This window comes from Methylobacterium sp. WL19 (assembly GCF_008040005.1).
GTDB classification, from domain to species: Bacteria; Pseudomonadota; Alphaproteobacteria; order Rhizobiales; family Beijerinckiaceae; genus Methylobacterium; species Methylobacterium bullatum.
Window position 1 is genome coordinate 21,201 of the sequence record NZ_VRVC01000031.1, and the last position, 20,124, is coordinate 41,324.

Below are 20,124 nucleotides of genomic sequence, written 5' to 3' on the forward strand. Positions count from 1 at the left end.
TTACTTGTCGTGGTGGCCGGCGGCGATCCGATCCGTGAGGGCCATGAGGATTCCGGACACGACGAAGACCATGTGGAGACCGACGAGCCAGTACAATTCGCGGTCCGGCGTCGCCTTGATGTCCATGAAGGCTTTCAGCAGCGAGATCGCCGAAATGGCGACGATCGACGACATCAGCTTCAGCTTCAGCCCGGTGAAGTCGATCGTCCCCATCCATTCGGGCCAGTCCTTGTGGTCCGTATGATCGATCTTCGAGACGAAGTTCTCGTAGCCCGAGAACATCACGATGATGAGCAGCGACGCGGTGAAGGACAGATCCACCAGGGTCAGCACGCCGAGAATGATCTGCGACTCGGTGGCGCTCCACATGTGCAGGACGAAATGAGCGAGTTCCTGAAACAGCTTGACCAGAAGCACGACGATGCCGATGCCGAGCGCCGCGTAGAACGGCGCCAGTAGCCAGCGGCACGCGAAGAGTACGCGTTCGAAAACCTGTTCGATCATCCGTCTCGAATCCCCCGCCCGACCGGGCGGGGTTTGGCATGTGCGGCAAAGCTCGACAAGCGGTGAGCTCGGCGGGCGAGGCGCCTCAGGCGGCGACGCCGGTACCGATCGGACAGGTCACGCCGGTGCCACCGACACCGCAATAACCCGCAGGGTTCTTGGCGAGATATTGCTGATGGTAACCCTCGGCGAAGTAGAACGTATCGAGGGGGACGATCTCCGTGGTGATCTCGCCGAACCCGCGTGCCTTCAAAGCTTCCCCGTAGGCCTCCCGTACGCGTCGGGCGGTCTCGGCCTGCGCCTCGTTCGCCGTGTAGATGCCCGAACGGTACTGCGTGCCGACATCGTTGCCCTGGCGCATGCCCTGGGTCGGGTCATGGTTCTCGAAGAACGTCTTGAGTACCGCCTCCAGGGGGCGCACGGCCGGATCGTAGACGACGAGAACCACCTCGTTATGCCCGGTCATGCCCGAGCAGACCTCTTCGTAGGTCGGGTTGGGCGTGAAGCCGCCGGCATAGCCCACCGCCGTCACGACGATTCCGTCCGGCAATTGCCAGAACTTGCGCTCGGTGCCCCAGAAGCAGCCGAGCCCGAGGACGATCTGCTCGCTTCCCTCCGGATAGGGGCCCTTCAGCGGATGGCCGTTGACGAAATGGGTCTCGGTGGTGGGGATCGGTGTCGACCGGCCGGGCAGCGCGTCGGCGGCGCTCGGCATTTCGGGACGTTTGCGGAAGAACTGGAGCATCGGGGCCTCCGTGAGAGGGCGGGATGTTCCCTATATGGGGTGCCGGACCCTCTTCCTGAATGCCCCGTGTCGAAACGGCCATGCCTTACGGTCGAGGCGTCAGGGCCGGCTGAGAAAGCCGATCGGCTCTCGGGGCGGCTGGCCGAGCCAGAGCAGGAAGGCCCCGAGACCGAGTCCGAGGAGGCAGGCGGGGGCCAGAGTGAGCGGCAGGACGAGGGCCTGCCACAGCCATGGGGCCACGCTCTCCACCGAGCCCTGGAGCGCACTCCCGCGCTCCTTGAACAGCGTCATCAGAAGGTCGCTCAGGCTGGTGAAGCGGACGCCGTTATTGGCGATCGAGCGCGCGCCATCGTAGACGAGGCCGACGAAGCCCGCCGCGAGGACGACATATCCGAGGAGGCGGCTTAGGAAGCGGAGCATCGCGGCTTGCACACACGCCGGCTCCCGTGCCGGCCCTGCGGGATTAGGGGGCGCCGTCGCGAGGCGCAAGGTCTCCGAGGCACACGCCGTCCCGGCAGCGAGCGTGCATCGGCCGCCATTGCGCGCCGTGACGGCTCCGTGGCACAGCCCGTCCCAGCCATTTCCAGCGGACCATCGCCTTGCCGACCGAACCCGAAACTTCCACCGGACTGGTGATCTTCGATTGCGACGGCGTGCTGGTCGACAGCGAGCCGCTGAGCCTCGGGACACTGACGGCGGGGCTCAACCGGATCGGCGTCGCCATCGATGTGGATACGGTGAGGGAGCGCTTCGCCGGCACGTCGATGACGTCGATCATGGGACATATCGAGCGCGATTACGGGATCGCCGCACCCGACGGCTTCGTCGAGGCGGTGAAGGCCGAAACCCTTCGTGCCTTCGACCGCGACCTGCGCGCCATGGAGGGAATCGCCCTGGCGGTGCGGGCGCTGGAGCTTCCGAGCTGCGTTGCATCGAGCAGCGATCCGGCGCGGCTTGCCCATTCACTCGGCCTCACCGGTCTGCTGCCCCTGTTCGAGGGCCGCATCTTCTCGGCGACCATGGTCTCCCGCGGCAAGCCGGCGCCCGATCTCTTCCTCCTGGCCGCCGCCGAGATGGGATTCGCCCCCGGCCACTGCCTCGTTGTCGAGGACAGCGTGCCCGGCGTCACGGCGGCGCGCGCCGCCGGAATGCGCGTCCTCGGCTTCATCGGCGGGGGCCATTGGGAGCACGATCCCACGGGGGCGGACCTGATCGCGGCCGGGGCCGAACGGGTCTATGCGCATCATCGCGACCTTGCCGGCCTGATCGGGCGCGCCGCCGCATCCGTCTGACCTCGGCTCGTCCCGAAGAAACCGCCTGCGCTCCGTTGATCTGCGCGTCATTCATGCCATGAGGGCGCATGCATTCGGAAGATGCATCCGTTGACGAAGCGGAGGACTGCTATCATTCTATAGGTGCGGTTGTGGTCCGTATTGGCCGATCCGCCGCGGTGATTTGAAGTGTGTAGCTTGCGCCGCGTCATCAAACGCTAAAGCACTGCGGAGCGCTCGCGCCTCGTGGTCCTTCATCGAAAGGATGACTTGCCGTGATTGATCGAACCTCCTTCCAAGCTCTTCTGCATGCCTGCTCCGGCTGTCGATGCTGACCGACCCGTCAGATCGAGCCGCTTTCAGCAGATGGCCCTCGGGCCGCGTCAGGAGTTCACGACACCATGCCCCATCTCCAGCAGGACGACGCTCGTCGGGCGTTGAATCGATTGCACACGCCTGATGCCCGGGCGGATCATCTCCAGGCCCGTGCCCGCAACCGCCTTCATGCCGCCCCGCCGCCGCGGGTGATCGAAATCGGCGAAGTGACGGCCGGAATCGCCGTGCCCGAACGGGGCGGCGTGCGGTTCTTCTCGTCGGAACGCGATTTCGACCCCCTCGACGGGCTCGTCTTCCGCAGCGTCGAGCAGGCGGCAAAGGCGGCGCGGGACCGTTTCGCGGCCCGTCGTGCGCCGCGCCGGCACGCCGTCCCAACCCGGCTCGATCTCGTGCGTCCCGAGGCGGATCTCGACCTTCATCGGACGGCGTACGGGCGCTGAGCGTTCGTGAGCCTTCGACAGTGGACGTTCCGGTAGGGACGCCCACTGCGGGGACAGGCCGTTTACGCTTCGACGACGGTGCTCGACGGACGCGTGGCCCTGAGGCGTCGCCGGCGCTCGGCTCGGGCGAGTTCGGCCGCATTGGCAAATCCCGTCGCCATGGCGATATCGGCCGAACTCAGCGCGCTCTCGCGGCGGAGCTGATGGGCCCGGTCGAGCCGCAGGGCGAGATAATGCTGGTGAAGACTGATACCGATCCGGTTTCTGAAGAGCAGCTCGAGTTGGCGGATCGACACGCGGGCGAGTTCGGCCAGGCCCTGCCGCGAAAGCGGCGTTTCCAGATTGGTTTCCATTGCGGCGAGGACCCGGAGCAGGCGCGGATCCCGCACCCCGATCCGCAGGCGCAGGTCCATCCTCTGCGGGCTCAGGCCCTCCCGGATCTGGTTGTGTAGGAACCAGTCGCTGACGCCGTTGGCGAGGCCCGGACCGTGGTCGCGCTCGATCAGGTTGAGCATCAGGTCGAGAGCGGCGATGCCGCCCGAGCAGGTGATCCGATCGTCCTGGATCTCGAACAGGGAGCGCACGACCTCGATATCCGGGTAGCGTTCCTCGAAGGCGGGAACATGCTCCCAGTGGAGCGTGCAACGGCGCCCCGTCAGCAGACCCGCGCGGGCGAGCAGGTAAGGCCCTCCGGAAATACCGCCGAGCGTGATCCCACGCCGGGCGAGATGGCGAAGCCAGGCGGTCAGGGCCGGGTCGTCGAAGGCAGCAGGATTTCCGCCCGCACAGACGAAGACCCGATCGGCGTCGAGTTTGGTGTCTCCGACATCGACATCCGGCAGGATCGCGATTCCGTTCGAAGCCTGTACGGCGTCTCCCCCCGGTGCCGCATGCCACCAGCGGTAGACTTCGCTGTCCAAGAGAGTGTTGGCCGCCCGCATGGGCTCGACCGCGGCCGCATAGGACATGAGCGGAAAGCCGGGCAGCAGGATGAAGCCGACGGTCAGCGGCTTCGGCTTTTCCGGCGCGGCGGTGTTCCGATCCAAGCGTGAAGGAGTGGGAGCTGGGGGGCGGATGCTCATTTCTGCGCGAATTGTCCGAATGACGTCGCAAAATGCAAGGGGCGCTGGCCGGCGATCAGCTACCGATGAGGCTCACACGCCGCATTCAGCCCCGGAGCATGTCCCGCCATGCGCTATTCCCTTCTCAGCGTCCTGGGTCAGGCCCTGCGTGGCCAACGCGATTGGAAGCCCCAATGGCGCGATGCTGCGCCCAAGGCCGAGTATGACGCCGTCATCGTCGGCGGCGGCGGCCACGGTCTCGCGACCGCCTATTACCTCGCCAAGGAGCACGGCATCACCAACGTGGCCGTGCTGGAGAAGAGCCATGTCGGCTCCGGCAACGTCGGGCGCAACACCACCATCGTCCGCTCGAATTACGGGCTCGCCGGCAACATCCCGTTCTACGAACGGTCGATGAAGCTCTGGGAGGGGCTGGAGCAGGACATCAACTACAACGCCATGGTGAGCCAGCGCGGCGTGCTGAATCTCTACCATTCGGATGCGCAACGCGATGCCTATGCCCGGCGCGGCAACGCCATGCGGATGGCGGGCATCGATGCCGAACTCCTCGACCGAGAGGGGGTTCGGGGAATAGTGCCGTTCATCGATTTCGACAATGCGCGCTTTCCCGTGAAGGGCGGTCTCCTCCAGCGCCGGGGCGGCACCGTGCGCCACGACGCCGTGGCCTGGGGCTACGCCCGCGCAGCCAGCGACCGAGGCGTCGACATCGTCCAGAACTGCGCCGTCACCGGCATCCGCCGCGAGAACGGGCGGGTGGTCGGGGTCGAGACGAGCCGTGGCTTCATCCGGGCGAGGAAGGTCGCGCTCTCGGTGGCGGGCTCGACATCGCTGCTGGCCTCCATGGCCGATCTGCGCCTGCCGATCGAGAGCCACGTGCTCCAGGCCTTCGTCAGCGAGGGCGTGAAGCCTTTCATCGACACTGTGATGACCTTCGGGGCCGGCCATTTCTACGTCAGCCAGTCGGACAAGGGCGGCCTCGTCTTCGGGGGCGATATCGACGGCTACAATTCCTACGCCCAGCGCGGCAACCTCGCGACGATTGAGGACGTGATGGAGGGCGGCATGGCCCTGTGGCCGGGCCTCGGGCGCCTGCGCCTGCTGCGGCACTGGGGCGGGATCATGGACATGTCCATGGACGGCAGTCCGATCATCGACCGTACACCGATCGACGGCCTCTATCTCAACGCGGGCTGGTGTTACGGCGGCTTCAAGGCGACCCCGGCGGCGGGCTTCTGCTTTGCCCATCTCATCGCCCGCGACACGTCTCACGAGGACGCCGCCGCCTACCGACTCGGCCGTTTCGCCACCGGCCATCTCATCGACGAGAAGGGCATGGGCGCCCAGCCGAACCTGCATTGAGCGCGGATCTGGATTGAGGGAACGACGATCATGCGTATCCGATGCCCCCATTGCGGGCCCCGTGACAACGGTGAGTTCAGCTATCTCGGCGACGCCGCGCCGATCCGGCCCGACGGCATGGAAGCGCAGCCCGTCGCCATGCACGACTACGTCTACCTGCGCGACAACCCGGCCGGCCCCCATCGCGAGCTCTGGTATCACGGCGCCGGCTGCCGCTCCTGGCTCGTGGTCGACCGGGATACGCGAACCCATGAGATCACCGGGGTGTCCTCCGCCCGCGACGTCGCGCTGAGCCGCCGGACAGGAGAGGTCGCATGACCACGATCACCCTTCGGGACACCGCCCTCCCGGGCGTTGCCGCGCCAGCAACTTTCACCGGCCAGGACTTTCGCACCGCGACCGGCGGGATGATCGACCGCCGCCGCCCCCTGGACTTCACCTTCGACGGCCGCCGCTACAGTGGGTTCCAGGGCGATACCCTGGCCTCGGCGCTGTTGGCCAACGGCGTGCGGCTCGTGGGCCGGTCGTTCAAGTACCACCGCCCGCGCGGCATCCTCACCGCCGGTTCGGAGGAGCCGAACGCCCTCGTCGAGCTGCGTTCGGGCGCGCGCCGGGAGCCGAACACCCGCGCCACCGTGGCCGAACTCTACGAGGGGCTGGAGGCGTCGAGCCAGAATCGCTGGCCGTCACTGAAATACGACGCCCTCTCGGTCAACGCCCTGGCGGCGCCGGTCTTCGCGGCGGGCTTCTACTACAAGACCTTCATGTGGCCGGCCGCTCTCTGGGAGAAGCTCTACGAGCCGATGATCCGCCGCGCCGCCGGCCTCGGCCGGGCCGCGCACGCGCCGGATCCCGACACCTACGACAAGGCCTTCGCGTTCTGCGACGTGCTTGTGATCGGGGCCGGACCGGCCGGGCTCGCTGCGGCCCTGGCCGCCGGACGCTCGGGTGCGCGCGTCATCCTCGTCGACGAGGATCACCGGATGGGGGGGCGCCTGCTCGCCGACCGGCGCGAGATCGCCGGGCGATCCGGTGCGGATTGGGTGGCGGATGCCCTCGCCGAACTGGAATCCATGCCGGAGGTGCGCATCCTTCCCCGGACCACCCTGTTCGGGGTCTACGATCACGGTGCCTACGGGGCGGTCGAGCGCGTCGGCGATCATCTGGCCGTGCCACCCGCCCATGCGCCGCGCCAGCGCATGTGGCGGATCACGGCAAGGCAGGCCATCCTCGGTGCCGGAGCCATCGAGCGCCCGCACGTCTTCGGCGGCAACGATCGGCCCGGCGTGATGCTGGCCGGCGCGGTGCGGACCTACCTCAACCGATACGGCGTGCTGCCGGGGCGGAACGTGGCCGTATTCACCTCTGGTGACGACGGCTGGCGCACCGTGGCCGATGTCGTCGCGGCCGGCGGGCAGGTGGCGGCGGTGATCGATTCCCGCGCCTCGGTGCCGGCCGACCTGCGCCGGGCGGCCGAGGCAGCCGGCGCGCAGGTGATCTGCGACGGCTACGTCACCGGCACGAAGGGGCATCTCGGCCTGGAGGCGATCGAGGTGGTGGACACCTATGGCAGCCGCCAGACCATCGCCTGCGACTGCCTCGCCATGGCCAATGGCTGGAACCCGATCGTGCATCTCGATTCGCATCTGTCGCGGCGCCCGGTCTGGGACGAGGCGATCCACGCCTTCGTGCCGGGTGCGCTTCCCTCCGGCATGGTGGCCGTCGGGGCGGCGGGCGGAGCCTTCACCCTCGCTTCCTGCCTGGAGACCGGCGGCCGGGCCGGTGCGGAGGCCGCCTCAGCCTGCGGGTTCGCCGGCGCCGCGCCTGAGATTCCGAAGACCGACCCCGAGAGTATCGCCCATACGCCGCTCTGGCGCGTGCCGGTCTCGAAGGGCAAGGCCTTCGTCGATTTCCAGAACGACGTGGCCGCCTCCGATGTGGAACTCGCCCATCGGGAGGGCTTCCGCGCGGTCGAGCTCCTGAAGCGCTACACCACCCTCGGTATGGCCACCGACCAGGGCAAGACCTCGAACCTCGCCGGGCTCGGCATCATGGCGGAGCTCACCGGCCAGCCGGTCGCGAGCGTCGGCACCACGATGTTCCGGCCGCCCTTCACTCCCGTCGCCATCGGCGCCTTCGCCGGGCATCACCGGGGCAAGGATTTCCGCGCGACCCGGCACGTCCCCTCCCATGCCTGGTGCGAGGAGCAGGGGGCGGTCTTCGTCGAGACCGGCCTGTGGCTCCGCCCGGCCTATTTCCCACAGGCCGGCGAGAACGACTGGCTGGAAACGGTCAATCGCGAGGTGAACACGGTGCGCGCCCATGTGGGCGTCTGCGATGTGACGACGTTGGGCAAGATCGACATCCAGGGCCAGGACGCCCTCGCCCTCATCGAGCGGGTCTGCGCCAATCCCTTCGGCACGCTGCCTGTGGGCAAGGCGCGCTACGCCGTACTCCTGCGCGAGGACGGTTTCGTCCTGGACGACGGCACCATCGCGCGGCTGGGCGAGAGCCATTTCGTGATGACGGCCTCTACGGCCAACGCTGGAAAGGTCATGCAGCACCTCGAATTCTGCCACCAATGGCTGTGGCCTGAACTCGATGTGCAGATGGTTTCGGTGAGCGAGCAATGGGCGCAATACGCCGTAGCCGGCCCGCGCGCCCGCGACACGTTGCTGGGCATCGTCGATCCCGGTTTCGACCTGTCGAACGAGGCCTTCCCCTTCCTGGCCTGCGCCGACGTCACGGTCGGAGGGGGCATCCCCGCGCGGCTGTTCCGCATCTCGTTCTCGGGCGAGCTGGCCTATGAACTCGCCGTCCCGGCGGCATATGGCGATGCCGCCTGGCGGGCGGTCATGGCGGCGGGCTCGGCCCACGGCATCACGGCCTACGGCTCGGAGGCGCTCTCGGTGATGCGCATCGAGAAGGGCCACGCGGCCGGTGCCGAGATCAACGGCCAGACGACGGCACGCGACATCGGCCTCGGCGGCATGCTGGCCAAGAAGAAGGACTATATCGGCCGCCTGATGAAGGAACGCCCGGCCCTCGTCGATCCCGAGCGGCCGATCCTCGTGGGTTTCCGCCCGGTCGATCGCAGCCAGCGCCTACGCGCGGGGGCACGTTTCCTCGCCATCGGTGCTGCCCCGAGCCTCGCGGCCGATGAGGGCACCATGACCTCGGTCGCCTATTCACCGAGCCTCGGCCACTGGATCGGGCTCGGCCTGATCCGCCGCGGCCCCGAGCGCCATGGGACACGGGTGCGCGCCTACGATCCGGTGCGCGACGGGGATATCGAAGTCGAGATCTGCTCACCGGTCTTCGTCGACCCGAAAGAGGAGAAGCTGCGTGTCTGATGCTATCGAGACGACATGGCGGCCGAGAAGTGCCTGGGCGGGAATCGCACCGGTTGGTCGGCACGGACGTCCGGGCGGAGAGCCCGGCCTCCGTCTAACCCTGCGCGAGGAATTCGGCCTCGCAACGCTGATCGCGGTGAAGGGCCGGACCGACGCCCTGCGGCAGGTCTTGGACGAGCACTTCGGCTGGTCGCTGCCCGATACCGGTACCGCCAGCCTGACGGGAGAGCGGGGATTGGTCTGGTCCGGACCGGATCAATGGCTCGCGCTGTTCGAGACGCCGAGGGAGATGGCCGGCCTTGTCCAGGCCTTGCAGGGGCTCGCTGCGGTCACGGACCAGAGCGACGCCCGCGCGATCGTCCGCGTGTCCGGGCCGGACGCCCGCGCGTTCCTCGCCAAGGGCCTCGCCATCGACCTTCATCCCCGTGCCTTCCAGCCAGGGCAGGTCGCCGTCACCGCCCTTGCGCATATGGGCGCACAGGTCTGGCAGCGGGACACTTCCCCCACCTATGATCTCGCCGTGGCACGCAGCTTCGCCGGCAGCGTCTGGTCGTGGCTGAGCCATGCCGCGGACGAGTTCGGCTACGACGTGCGCAACTCGACGCCTTGAACCGAGGCGGTGGTTCAGCCGCGCGGGTAGACGATGATGGACAGGTAGGTCATCGGCGTCTTGATCAGTTTGGCCGGCCCGTGGGACGCCGCCGAATCGAACAGCAGCGAGTCTCCCGGCTGAAGCGTGTAATCGTGCTTGTCGTGACGATAGACGACTTCGCCGGTCAGCATATAGATGAACTCGGTCCCCGCATGCCGAAATCCGGTATAGGATTCGGCATCGTTTTCCAGTGTGATCAGGTAGGGCTCGACGACGATTTCACCGCGCAGGCCCGCCCCGAGAAGCTCGTAGAGATGGCCGGCTTTCGTCCCGCGCCGCTCGATGACTACACCCTGTCCTCGCTTGACGAAGGAGCAGTCGCGGCTCTCCTCGAAAGCCGAGAACAGCACGGTGATGGGCACGTTCAAGGCCTTCGCGACGGCATTGATCGACGATAGGGACGGTGAGATCTGCCCGTTCTCCATCTTGGAGATCATGCCCGGCGAGATCCCGGCGGCTGTTCCAAGATCAACTACGGAGAGGTCCCGCTCGCGACGCAGGTGCCGGATCTGGTGGCCCAATGCCCGCTCGAGGCTTCGTTCCTGATCGGTGGGTGCATTGGAGGCAGTGTTCAACATCGTTTCCAAGCAATCTCATCGCAACGTCGGTCGTTCGAAAGCACGTCTCGTTCCTCGGCACTGCCGATTCCATCACGACAGGTCGTCGATCTCCAGCGAGGAGCGATCGCCACGGACCTTTCGCAGGCGCGTCGGCTCTCGCCGAAGAGGGCGCAAGGTTGGCGGCCATGTCTCCGTCGAGGAAGTGTAAGTCCTCAGGCCGTGCATGACTATGTGGCATCACGAGCGGTCATCGCGATGCGTGGAGCATGCTGCCGGTGCGCCGGAACCCCGATCCGTTGCACTCTCTACCTCCATGCGCTCCCGAGCCCAGCGACCGCCCGCCTACCGTGTTTCTTTTGAAGAAATAATTGTTCCCGAGATTGACCCCTGCGGGTGATCCATGCGACCAGTCCTTTCAAGGGACGGGTCGGCGTGGAGACCAAGTATGTGCGGTATTGTCGGGTTGTTTCTGAAGAATCCTGATCTGGAGCCTCGTCTGGGGTCTCTGCTGTCGACGATGCTCGAGACGATGACGGGGCGTGGTCCGGACAGTGCGGGCTTTGCCGTCTACGGAGCCGACGGGGCCGGGGTGAAGCTGACCCTGCGTGGAGCCGACAGGGCATCGCTCGCCGACGCGGTAGCCCGCCTCGAGAGCCGGCTGGGGCGCGGCGTCGAGGCGGTGGCGCGCGACACCCATACGGTGATCGACGTTCCGGCGGCTCTCGAGGGCGACGTGCGTGGCTTTCTCGGTGCCGAGGCGCCCGGCATCGACGTGGTCAGCGCCGGCCGGCGGATGGAGATCTACAAGGAGGTCGGGCTACCGGCCGCCGTCGCCGCGCGGTTCGATCTCGCCGGCATGACCGGCACCCACGGCATCGGCCATACCCGCATGGCCACGGAGAGCGCGGTCACCACCAACGGTGCGCACCCGTTCTCCACCGGCATCGACGAATGCCTGGTCCATAACGGCTCGCTGTCGAACCACAACGACATGCGCCGCCGCCTCGAGCGCGAGGGGCTCACCTTCGCCACCAAGAACGACACCGAGGTCGCGGCCGGCTATCTGAGCTGGCGCATGCGAGAGGGCGCGTCTCTCAAGCAGGCCTTGGAATCGAGCCTGTCGGATCTCGACGGCTTCTTCACCTTCGTGGTCGGCACCGAGACGGGCTTCGCCGTGGTGCGCGATCCGATCGCCTGCAAGCCGGCGGTGATGGCCGAGACCGACGACTACGTGGCGTTCGGCTCCGAGTACCGGGCCCTCGTGGGTCTACCCGGGATCGCCTCCGCCCGCGTCTTCGAACCCGAACCCGCCAAGGTCTACGCCTGGGAGCGTCACTGATGTCGTCCTACGATCTCAACCAGGCGCCCCTGCGCGACCTCAACCGGGCATTGCACGCCCTGCGCCCCGACACCAACGAGACCCACTGGACCATCACCGGTCCGGATGGCCGCCACGCCATCGCGGTGGGCCTGGATGCGCCAATCTCCGTCGAGATCGAGGGGAATGTCGGCTATTACTGTGCCGGCATGAACAAGCTCGCGAGTGTCGTGATCAACGGCAATGCGGGCGTGGGTGTCGCCGAGAACATGATGTCGGGCTTCGTCCATGTGCGCGGCGACGTCAGCCAGTCGGCCGGCGCCACGGCGCATGGCGGCCTCCTCGTGGTCGACGGCAATGCGGGCGCGCGCTGCGGCATCTCGATGAAGGGCATCGACATCGTCGTGAAGGGCTCGATCGGCCACATGTCGGCCTTCATGGCCCAGGCCGGAACCCTCACCGTGCTCGGCGATGCCGGCGAGGCTTTGGGCGATTCCCTCTATGAGGCGCGGCTCTACGTGCGCGGCTCGGTCAAGAGCCTGGGCGCCGATTGCATCGAGAAGGAGATGCGCGACGAGCACCGCGAGCAGCTCTACGCCAAGCTCCAGGCCGCCGGCCTCGCCGGCGAGGTCAGCCCGTCGGAGTTCCGGCGCTACGGCTCCGCCCGCCGCCTCTATCATTTCAACGTCGACAACGCCGGAGCCTACTGATGGCCGAGACTCCCAAGGACCCGACCCTCAAGGATGCGCGTCCCCTGCCGCGCACCAAGCCCCGCTTCTCGGCGACCTTCACCCCCGACGTGATGTCTGAGATCCGCCGCGCCGCCGCCACCGGCATCTACGATATCCGTGGCGCGGGTGCGAAGCGCAAGCTGCCGCATTTCGACGACCTCCTGTTCCTGGGCGCCTCGATCAGCCGCTACCCGCTGGAGGGCTACCGTGAGCGCTGCGGCACCGAGGTTGTGCTGGGCGCACGCTTCGCCTCCAAGCCGATCCACCTCAAGACCCCGATCACCATCGCGGGGATGAGCTTCGGCTCGCTCTCGGCCCAGGCCAAGGAAGCGCTCGGGCGCGGTGCGACGCTGGCCGGCACCTCGACCACCACCGGCGACGGCGGCATGACGCAGGAGGAGCGCGGGCATTCGCAGACGCTGGTCTACCAGTACCTGCCCTCGCGCTACGGCATGAACCCGGACGACCTGCGCAAGGCGGACGCGATCGAGATCGTCATCGGCCAGGGCGCCAAACCCGGTGGCGGCGGCATGCTGCTCGGCCAGAAGATCACCGAGCGTGTCGCCGGCATGCGCTGCCTGCCCCCGGGCGTCGACCAGCGCTCGGCCTGCCGCCATCCGGACTGGACCGGGCCGGACGACCTCGAGATCAAGATCGAGGAACTGCGCGAGATCACCGATGGCGAGAAGCCGATTTACGTGAAGGTCGGCGCCTCGCGGCCTTATTACGACACCGCGCTCGCCGCCAAGTCCGGCGCCGACGTGGTCGTGCTGGACGGCATGCAGGGCGGCACGGCAGCGACGCAGGACGTGTTCATCGAGCATGTCGGCATCCCGATCCTGGCGGCGATCCGCCCCGCGGTGCAGGCGCTGCAGGACCTCGGTCTGCACCGGAAGGTGCAGCTCGTCGTCTCGGGCGGCATCCGCTCGGGAGCCGATGTGGCCAAGGCCCTGGCGCTCGGCGCCGACGCCGTCGCCATCGGCACCGCTGCGCTCATCGCGCTGGGCGACAACGATCCGCGCTGGGAGGCCGACTATCAGGCCCTCGGTACCACCGCCGGAGCCTACGACGATTGGCACGAGGGCAAGGATCCCGCCGGCATCACCACGCAGGACCCGGAACTGGCCAAGCGCCTCGACCCCGTCCTCGCCGGCCGGCGGCTGGCCAACTACCTCGCCGTGATGACCCTGGAGGCGCAGACCATCGCGCGCGCCTGCGGCAAGAGCCACCTGCACAACCTCGAACCCGAGGACCTCGTGGCGCTCACCATCGAGGCCGCCGCCATGGCGCAGGTGCCGATGGCCGGCACGGGCTGGATTCCGGGCAAGACCGGCTTCTGAGCACAACGAAGGGCCGTCCCACGGGGGCGGCCTTTCCCTTCGACAGCACGGCCGAGCGGGCCGCCCGATTCAACGCAGGGTGACGCCATGAACACGGATCTCGAAACCGTCGCGAAAGAGCGCGGCATCAAGTACTTCCTCGTCTCCTACACGGACCTGTTCGGCACGCAGCGCGCCAAGCTCGTCCCGGCCGCCGCTATCGCCAGCACCTGTAGAAACGGCGCCGGGTTCGCAGGCTTCGCCACCTGGCTCGACATGAGTCCGGCCGATGCCGACCTCCTCGCCGTGCCCGATGCCGCCGGCCTGATCCAGCTGCCCTGGAAGCCGGAGGTGGGCTGGCTGCCCGCCGACCTCGTCATGGGCGGCAAGCCGGTGGAGCAGGGGCCGCGCAACATCCTCAAGCGCCTGATCGCCGAGGCGGCCCGCGACGGTTTGCAGATGAAGACCGGCGTCGAGTGTGAGTTTTTCCTGATCACGCCGGACGGGTCCGAGCCCGCGGACATGGCCGACCGGCAGATGAAGCCCTGCTACGACCAGTCGGCCCTGATGCGCCGCTACGATGTGATCACCGAGATCTGCGACGCCATGCTGGAACTCGGCTGGAAGCCGTACCAGAACGACCACGAGGACGCGAACGGGCAGTTCGAGATGAACTGGGACTACGACGACGCCCTCGTCACCGCCGACCGGCACGCCTTCTTCAAGTACATGACCCGCTCGATCGCAGAGAAGCACGGCCTGCGCGCGACCTTCATGCCCAAGCCCTTCATGGACCTGACCGGCTCCGGCTGCCACGCCCACGTTTCGCTCTGGAAGGGCGACCGCAACGTCTTCGCCGATGCGTCGGACGAGATCGGAATGTCGCGGGAGGGCTACCACTTCATCGGCGGGCTCATCCACTCCGCCGATGCGCTGGCCGCCATCACCAACCCGTGCGTAAATTCCTACAAGCGCATCAATGCCCCGCGCACCACGTCCGGCGCGACCTGGGCTCCCAACACCGTGACCTATACGGGCAACAACCGTACCCACATGATCCGCATCCCCGATGGCGGGCGCTTCGAGTTCCGCCTCGCCGACGGTGCGGCCAATCCCTATCTGCTCCAGGCGGGCCTCCTCGCCGCCGGCCTCGACGGCCTGCGCAACCGCCGCGATCCGGGCCAGCGCCTCGACATCAACATGTACACGGACGGCCATACGGTTGAGGGCGTCAAGTGTCTGCCGCTCAACATGTTGGACGCCATGCGGGCCCTCGAGAAATGCGACGTGCTCAACGAGGCCTTGGGTTCGTTCGTGCCGAGCTATCTCAAGCTCAAGACCGAGGAATGGAACGCCTATTCGCGCCACCTCACCCAGTGGGAGCGCGACACCACGCTCGACTGCTGAAGCCCGGACCACCCGCCGGTCCCGACGGGGAAAGTCGCGCGAGTTGCCCCCGCCCTCGCGCGGAAGGGGTTCCCGGCCGAAGGGATTCCGGCGGGATCATGCTTGATTAGAACCAGACTGAAGGACATATCGCTTCCGGTTGCCGGTCCCGAGATTTGGGTGCATGAACCGGCTGATCTCGGCTTTTCGGTCCGAAACAGACGACGACGGGCGGGAAGAGCTCTGTGGACCACGACGACAGCAGCGCAGGAATCGAGGCCGACCGTCGTGCGGCCCTCGTGCGCTACGGCATCCTCGATACGGAGGCCGAAGCGGATTTCGACGATATCGTGAAGGCCGCGTCGGCGGCCTGCGATATGCCGATTTCCCTGATCTCCCTGCTCGACGGCGACCGCCAATGGTTCAAGGCCGAGACGGGTTTCGGTCGGCGGGAGACCCCGATCTCCTCTTCGATCTGCCGCCATGCCGTCCAGGAGCAGGACGCGGTGTTCGTGATTCCCGACACGACCCGCGACGAACGGACCTCAGCGAACCCGTTGGTCACCGGCGACTCGCATGTGCGCTTCTATGCCGGTGTGCCTCTGCAGACGTCGAAAGGCGTCACCCTCGGCACGCTCTGCGTCCTCGACACAAAACCGAACAGCCTGACCGCGGCGCAGAAGCTGATCCTGCAGACGCTGGCCAAGCAGGTGATGGCCCTGCTCGAACTGCGCCGTGCCCTGCAGGACCGGCGCGAGAGCGACCGGCTCAACAAGGCGATCCTGGAAAGCGCCGTCGATTACGGCATCATCTCCATGGATCTGTCCGGCCGGGTGACGAGCTGGAACACCGGCGCGGAACGCGTCATCGGCTGGAGCGAGGCCGAGATGCTCGGCGAGCCCGCCCATGTCTTCTTCACGCCCGAGGATGTCGAGACCGGCGCTCCCGAGCAGGAGATGGGTGCCGCACTGCTGCACGGGCGGGCTAGCGACGAGCGCTGGCACCGGCGCAAGGACTGGACCCTGTTCTGGGGCCTCGGCGAGATGATGCCGCTCAGGAACGAGGACGGACATCCGGAGGGATTCATCAAGATCCTGCGCGACCGCACGGAACAGCGCCTCGCGAACCAGAAGCAGCGCGACGACGCGGAATTCATGCGCAGCGTCCTCGCCTCGTCGGCCGATTGCATAAAGGTGATCGACCTCGACAACCGCCTGACCTTCATGAGTGAGGGCGGGATGCGGGTGATGGAGGTGAGCGACTTCAACGCGATCCAGAACTGTCCCTGGCCGGATTTCTGGCAGAACCAGGGCAATGACGACGCCTATGCGGCTCTTGCTGCCGCCAAGGCCGGGGGAACGGGCCATTTCCAGGGTCAGGCCAACACCATGGCGGGCAATCCCCGCTGGTGGGACGTGCAAGTCACCCCGATCCTCGATGCCGAAGGACGCCCCGAGCGGCTGCTCTCGGTCTCCCGCGACATCACCGTCCAGAAGACCGCCGAGCAGCGGATCAGCGCCAGCGAGGCGCGCTGGCGGGGCCTGTTCACCAGCATGCAGGAAGGGTTCTTCCTCGGCGAACTCGTTCGCGACGGGGCCGGGCGGGCCTGCGATTACCGCTTCCTGGAGATCAACCCGGCCTTCGCCCGGCAATCGGGCCTGTCGGAGCAAAGCGTCGGCCGTACCGTTCGAGAGCTCGTTCCCGAGATCGACCAGGGGCTGATCGACCGTTATGCGAGCGTGGTCGATACCGGCGAACCGAGCCTGTTCGAGATCACCGTGCCCGGCCTCGGCCGGACCTTCGAGGTCCGCGCCGGACACGAAAGCGGCCAGCGGTTCAGCTGCCTTTTCCTCGACGTCACCGAACGCAAGCAGGGCGAGACCCGCCGGCTCGCCATCGCGGAACTCGGCGACCGCCTGCGCGACCTGAGCGACCCGGAAGCGATCGCGTTCGTCGCGGCAGAGATCACGGGCCGGACCCTGGGACTGTCCCATTCCGGTTACGGAGCCGTGGACCAGGAGCGCGAGACCATCGTCGTCGGTCGAGGGTGGTCGGCGCCGGGCTTCCCCGGCATCGACGGAGCCCGCGAGTTTCGGGATTACGGCTCGTGTATCGACGCGCTGAAGGCTGGAACGGCGGTTCTGATCGAGGATGCCGCCGCGGATCCGCGCACCGCATCGGATGCGGTTTCGCTGAACGACATCCGCATCCGTTCGTTCGTCGACTTGCCGGTCATGGAGCACGGACGATTCGTCGCCGTATTCTACGCAGCCAAGGACGTCCCGCACGCCTGGAATACCGAAGAAATCGGGTTCATCCGCAACATCGCCGACCGGACACGTGCCGCCATCGCGCGGATTGAGGCGGAGGCGCAGCAGCGCGTCCTGAATCTCGAACTCAGCCACCGCATGAAGAACATGTTGGCGATGGTGCAATCCATCGCCACTCAGACCATGCGGAACGCCACCGATGTCGTGAGCGCCAAGGAGGTGCTGGCAGGACGTCTGATCGCGCTGGGCAAGTCGCACGACCTGCTACTGGGCGGGTCGCTCGGCGATACGCCCCTGAAGACGCTGATCGAAAGTGCCCTGGAGCCTCACAAGGACAAGCCAGACCGTTTCTCCCTTCGCGGGCCGGCCCTGAATGTGGGTGCCAAGGCCGCGATGTCGCTGGCCCTCATCCTCCATGAGCTCGCGACCAATGCCGCCAAGTACGGCGCCCTCTCTACCGCCAAAGGCAGCGTCTCCATCGTCTGGGAGATCTGTCGGAGCGAGGGCGAGGGCGGCGATCAGGTGCTGCTGCGCTGGATCGAGGCCGGAGGGCCGCCGGTCAGTCCGCCCACCCGCACGGGGTTCGGGACACGCTTGATCGGGCGGGGACTTGCCGGCAATTTCGGCGGCGAGGTCTCCCTCGATTACCGCACGGCCGGTGTGGTCTGTACGCTCGAAGCGTCGCTGAAAGGTCTGCAGGCCGTGGATACGCCGCCCGACTTCCGTTGAGGCGATAGCAGGGAAGCGGATGCCGCTCTCCCGAAAAGCGGATGCCGGGCAGGGCCGGCCTCAGTCTGCGCGGATCTGGGCCGCGCCGGGATCCTTGGAGTTGAGCGCGCAGCCGCAGGTGAACACCCTGGCGCCGCTGTCGGCTCCCCGCGAGACCGCCTCGCAGGTGAGAAGATGCCGGAGCTGCGCCTCCAGCTGATCCTTCTGATACGGCTTCTGCATCACGGGCACAGCCTGATAGGCCGGCTCCAGTCCGGCCGAGCCGTAACCTGTTGCGAACAGGAACGGGATGCAGCGCTCGAACAGCTGATCGGCCACGGGATAGCTGCGCGTTTCGCCGAGATTCACATCGAGGACGGCCGCATCGAAGTCGCCGGCCTGAAGCCGCCGCAGCGCCTGGTCGAGGCGCATGGCGACAACGACCTCGCAGCCGAGATCGATAAGCATGTCCTCGGCGAGCATCGCGACAAGGCTTTCGTCTTCCACCAGCAGGACCCGGCGTCCCTCCAGGATACTCATGAGACCGGACGCCCCGTCACGACATCCTGTCCATGCCAACCCAGCGCGGTCAGTGGGATGTCGAGGCGGCATACGAGTCCGGCCGGTGCGAAATCGATCTCGGCGCTGCCGTCGAATTCCAGCGGCAATTGCCGCTCGATGAGCCTCGAGCCGAAACCCCTGCGGGTCGGAGGGATCACTTCCGGGCCGCCCGTCTCCGTCCAGGTGAGGGACAGGCGTTCGCGCCCGCCATCGGACGTCAGCGTCCATGTCACTGAGACGCGGCCTTCGGGAACCGAGAGGGCGCCGTATTTGGCGGCGTTGGTCATCAATTCGTGCAACGCCATCGCCAGCGTCACGGCGACCTTGGGGTGGAGGCGGGTATCCGGGCCGGTGATGTTGAACCGCGTCCCGTCGGTCTCCGCGACCGCATGGGGTGCGATCGCCCGCTCGACGACACCGATGAGGCTGGCGCTCTCCCAATTGGATTCCGTCAGGACATTGTGGGCGTCCGAGAGCGCCACGACGCGGGCATCGAACACGGCGCGGGCCGGCTGGTCGGCGACGTTGCGGAAAGTCTGCGCCGCGATGGACTGGACGGTGGCCAGGGTGTTCTTCACCCGGTGGTTCAGCTCGTTCGTCAGCAATTTCTGCCGCTCGGCCGCCGCCTTCTCCTCCGTGATGTCGCGGACTTCGATGATCGTACCGATGATCTTGGCCGCATCGTCGCGAATCGGGCTCGCGGTGAAGCCGACGGGGTAGAAATGCCCGTCCTTGTGGACGAACACCTCTTCACCGCGTTCCTGGTTGTTCTCGGGGAAGGCACGGTCGATGGCGCATTCCTCTAACGGGAACGGACGGCCATCGGGGTAGGTGTGGTGGACGATGTCGTGCAGCGGACAGTCGCGCGCGAGCACCTCTCCGACGCTGAATCCGGTGAGCAATTCGGCGGCGCGGTTCATGTAGACGCAGTGCTGCCGGTCATCCATCAGGAAGATCGCCACCGACGCGTTGTTGAGCACGGCGTTCAGCCGGCGCTCGGTCTCGTGGAGCTGTGACCCGCGGCGCAGGGTCGGCAGGGACATCGAGGCTTCGGCGGAGGAAACGAGTGGCGGCCGGGTCGGCACGAGGCAGGCTCTCTGCAAGGTTGGGTGGGCACCCGATGGCGCACCGCAATATCCTAACGGCTTCGATAGGGTTCGGCGAGGAAAGATCGGCCGATCCCCGATATCCCCGCGCACCGACATGCGAAAGCGTGAGGGGCGGCGGTTTGTTCCGCGCCACGGGCTTCGGCAAGCGATCCGGTGTCGAAACGCAGACGGCAGCGAGAATTCTCTGGGATGGCACAGCGCCGTCGTGCCGGACGATCGCATCGCGTCGGTCCTACTCTCCTGACTGAGGAGGGGGGGGATGGATGGATCGGCCCCGTATTGCAGGTCGGGCCGGGATCGTATGGGGGACGGTCGGACGCCATGCCGCAAGCCGGGATGGGGATGAGACTCTTGATCGACATGGGATCCGCCCGAGTTCCCGGCGCATGCCAAACTCTCCCGCCCCCCACACTACCATCC

Annotated in this window: 18 protein-coding genes; 11 read left to right on the top strand and 7 right to left on the bottom strand. The window is 67.0% G+C overall.

Translation table 11 applies throughout. The annotated features are described in order from the left end of the window. The 3 genes from FV220_RS08660 to FV220_RS08670 all read right to left on the bottom strand — a co-directional run bounded on the left by FV220_RS08660 (position 1) and on the right by FV220_RS08670 (position 1,669). Positions 1 to 504: a TIGR00645 family protein gene (locus FV220_RS08660; protein WP_056141226.1), complete on the bottom strand. Its 504-nt coding sequence runs from the start codon at positions 502 to 504 to the stop codon at positions 1 to 3. Between the two features lie 85 nt (positions 505 to 589). Then, a complete protein-coding gene (gene msrA, locus FV220_RS08665) occupies positions 590 to 1,249 on the bottom strand; it encodes a peptide-methionine (S)-S-oxide reductase MsrA (protein ID WP_056141223.1) in 660 nt (219 codons plus the stop codon). 99 nt (positions 1,250 to 1,348) lie between these two features. Then, positions 1,349 to 1,669 (bottom strand): PetM family of cytochrome b6f complex subunit 7, encoded by a 321-nt coding sequence (locus FV220_RS08670; RefSeq protein ID WP_147830757.1) that lies wholly within the window; start codon positions 1,667 to 1,669, stop codon positions 1,349 to 1,351. Between the two features lie 179 nt (positions 1,670 to 1,848). Here FV220_RS08670 and FV220_RS08675 point away from each other — a divergent pair, with 179 nt between their 5' ends. Both FV220_RS08675 and FV220_RS26040 read left to right on the top strand, forming a co-directional pair. Next, positions 1,849 to 2,541, top strand: coding sequence for an HAD family hydrolase (locus FV220_RS08675; RefSeq protein WP_147830759.1), 693 nt, complete (start codon positions 1,849 to 1,851; stop codon positions 2,539 to 2,541). A 425-nt stretch (positions 2,542 to 2,966) separates the two neighbouring features. Next, the gene (locus tag FV220_RS26040) at positions 2,967 to 3,296 is read left to right on the top strand and encodes a hypothetical protein (protein ID WP_238253983.1); all 330 of its coding nucleotides are present in this window, start codon (positions 2,967 to 2,969) and stop codon (positions 3,294 to 3,296) included. Between the two features lie 62 nt (positions 3,297 to 3,358). Here the strand turns inward: FV220_RS26040 and FV220_RS08685 are convergent, their stop codons facing one another. Then, positions 3,359 to 4,264 (bottom strand): GlxA family transcriptional regulator, encoded by a 906-nt coding sequence (locus tag FV220_RS08685; protein ID WP_238253984.1) that lies wholly within the window; start codon positions 4,262 to 4,264, stop codon positions 3,359 to 3,361. A gap of 222 nt (positions 4,265 to 4,486) precedes the next feature. Here FV220_RS08685 and FV220_RS08690 point away from each other — a divergent pair, with 222 nt between their 5' ends. From FV220_RS08690 to FV220_RS08705, 4 genes are read left to right on the top strand one after another with little or no spacing between them, the layout of a single operon-like run. Beyond that, the gene (locus tag FV220_RS08690; protein ID WP_147830763.1) at positions 4,487 to 5,737 is read left to right on the top strand and encodes a sarcosine oxidase subunit beta family protein; all 1,251 of its coding nucleotides are present in this window, start codon (positions 4,487 to 4,489) and stop codon (positions 5,735 to 5,737) included. A 30-nt stretch (positions 5,738 to 5,767) separates the two neighbouring features. Beyond that, positions 5,768 to 6,055, top strand: coding sequence for a sarcosine oxidase subunit delta (locus FV220_RS08695; protein WP_056164073.1), 288 nt, complete (start codon positions 5,768 to 5,770; stop codon positions 6,053 to 6,055). Beyond that, positions 6,052 to 9,090, top strand: coding sequence for a sarcosine oxidase subunit alpha family protein (locus FV220_RS08700; RefSeq protein WP_147830765.1), 3,039 nt, complete (start codon positions 6,052 to 6,054; stop codon positions 9,088 to 9,090). Before FV220_RS08695 ends, FV220_RS08700 begins: the two co-directional genes overlap by 4 nt. Beyond that, positions 9,083 to 9,700 (top strand): sarcosine oxidase subunit gamma family protein, encoded by a 618-nt coding sequence (locus tag FV220_RS08705; RefSeq protein WP_147830767.1) that lies wholly within the window; start codon positions 9,083 to 9,085, stop codon positions 9,698 to 9,700. Before FV220_RS08700 ends, FV220_RS08705 begins: the two co-directional genes overlap by 8 nt. 14 nt (positions 9,701 to 9,714) lie before the next feature. Here the strand turns inward: FV220_RS08705 and FV220_RS08710 are convergent, their stop codons facing one another. Continuing rightward, complete coding sequence (locus tag FV220_RS08710) at positions 9,715 to 10,320, bottom strand: XRE family transcriptional regulator (protein WP_056141207.1); 606 nt, start codon at positions 10,318 to 10,320, stop codon at positions 9,715 to 9,717. Between the two features lie 427 nt (positions 10,321 to 10,747). Here FV220_RS08710 and FV220_RS08715 point away from each other — a divergent pair, with 427 nt between their 5' ends. The 5 genes from FV220_RS08715 to FV220_RS08735 all read left to right on the top strand — a co-directional run bounded on the left by FV220_RS08715 (position 10,748) and on the right by FV220_RS08735 (position 18,055). Further along, entirely contained in the window at positions 10,748 to 11,641 is an 894-nt protein-coding gene (locus FV220_RS08715) for a glutamine amidotransferase family protein (RefSeq protein WP_147830769.1), read from the top strand. Further along, positions 11,641 to 12,330 carry a protein glxC gene (locus tag FV220_RS08720; RefSeq protein ID WP_018045584.1) on the top strand — a complete coding sequence of 230 codons (690 nt, stop codon included), beginning with the start codon at positions 11,641 to 11,643 and terminating at the stop codon, positions 12,328 to 12,330. The genes FV220_RS08715 and FV220_RS08720 overlap by 1 nt, the downstream gene beginning before the upstream one ends. Beyond that, positions 12,330 to 13,691 (top strand): FMN-binding glutamate synthase family protein, encoded by a 1,362-nt coding sequence (locus tag FV220_RS08725; RefSeq protein WP_018045583.1) that lies wholly within the window; start codon positions 12,330 to 12,332, stop codon positions 13,689 to 13,691. Before FV220_RS08720 ends, FV220_RS08725 begins: the two co-directional genes overlap by 1 nt. An 87-nt stretch (positions 13,692 to 13,778) precedes the next feature. After that, the gene (gene glnT, locus FV220_RS08730; protein WP_147830771.1) at positions 13,779 to 15,077 is read left to right on the top strand and encodes a type III glutamate--ammonia ligase; all 1,299 of its coding nucleotides are present in this window, start codon (positions 13,779 to 13,781) and stop codon (positions 15,075 to 15,077) included. 224 nt (positions 15,078 to 15,301) lie between these two features. Beyond that, positions 15,302 to 18,055, top strand: a complete 2,754-nt coding sequence (locus tag FV220_RS08735) for a PAS domain-containing protein (RefSeq protein WP_147830773.1) — start codon at positions 15,302 to 15,304, stop codon at positions 18,053 to 18,055. A gap of 60 nt (positions 18,056 to 18,115) precedes the next feature. Here the strand turns inward: FV220_RS08735 and FV220_RS08740 are convergent, their stop codons facing one another. Next, positions 18,116 to 18,574, bottom strand: a complete 459-nt coding sequence (locus FV220_RS08740) for a response regulator (protein ID WP_147830775.1) — start codon at positions 18,572 to 18,574, stop codon at positions 18,116 to 18,118. Then, complete coding sequence (locus tag FV220_RS08745; protein ID WP_147830777.1) at positions 18,571 to 19,638, bottom strand: HWE histidine kinase domain-containing protein; 1,068 nt, start codon at positions 19,636 to 19,638, stop codon at positions 18,571 to 18,573. Before FV220_RS08745 ends, FV220_RS08740 begins: the two co-directional genes overlap by 4 nt. Between the last annotated feature and the right edge of the window lie 486 nt (positions 19,639 to 20,124).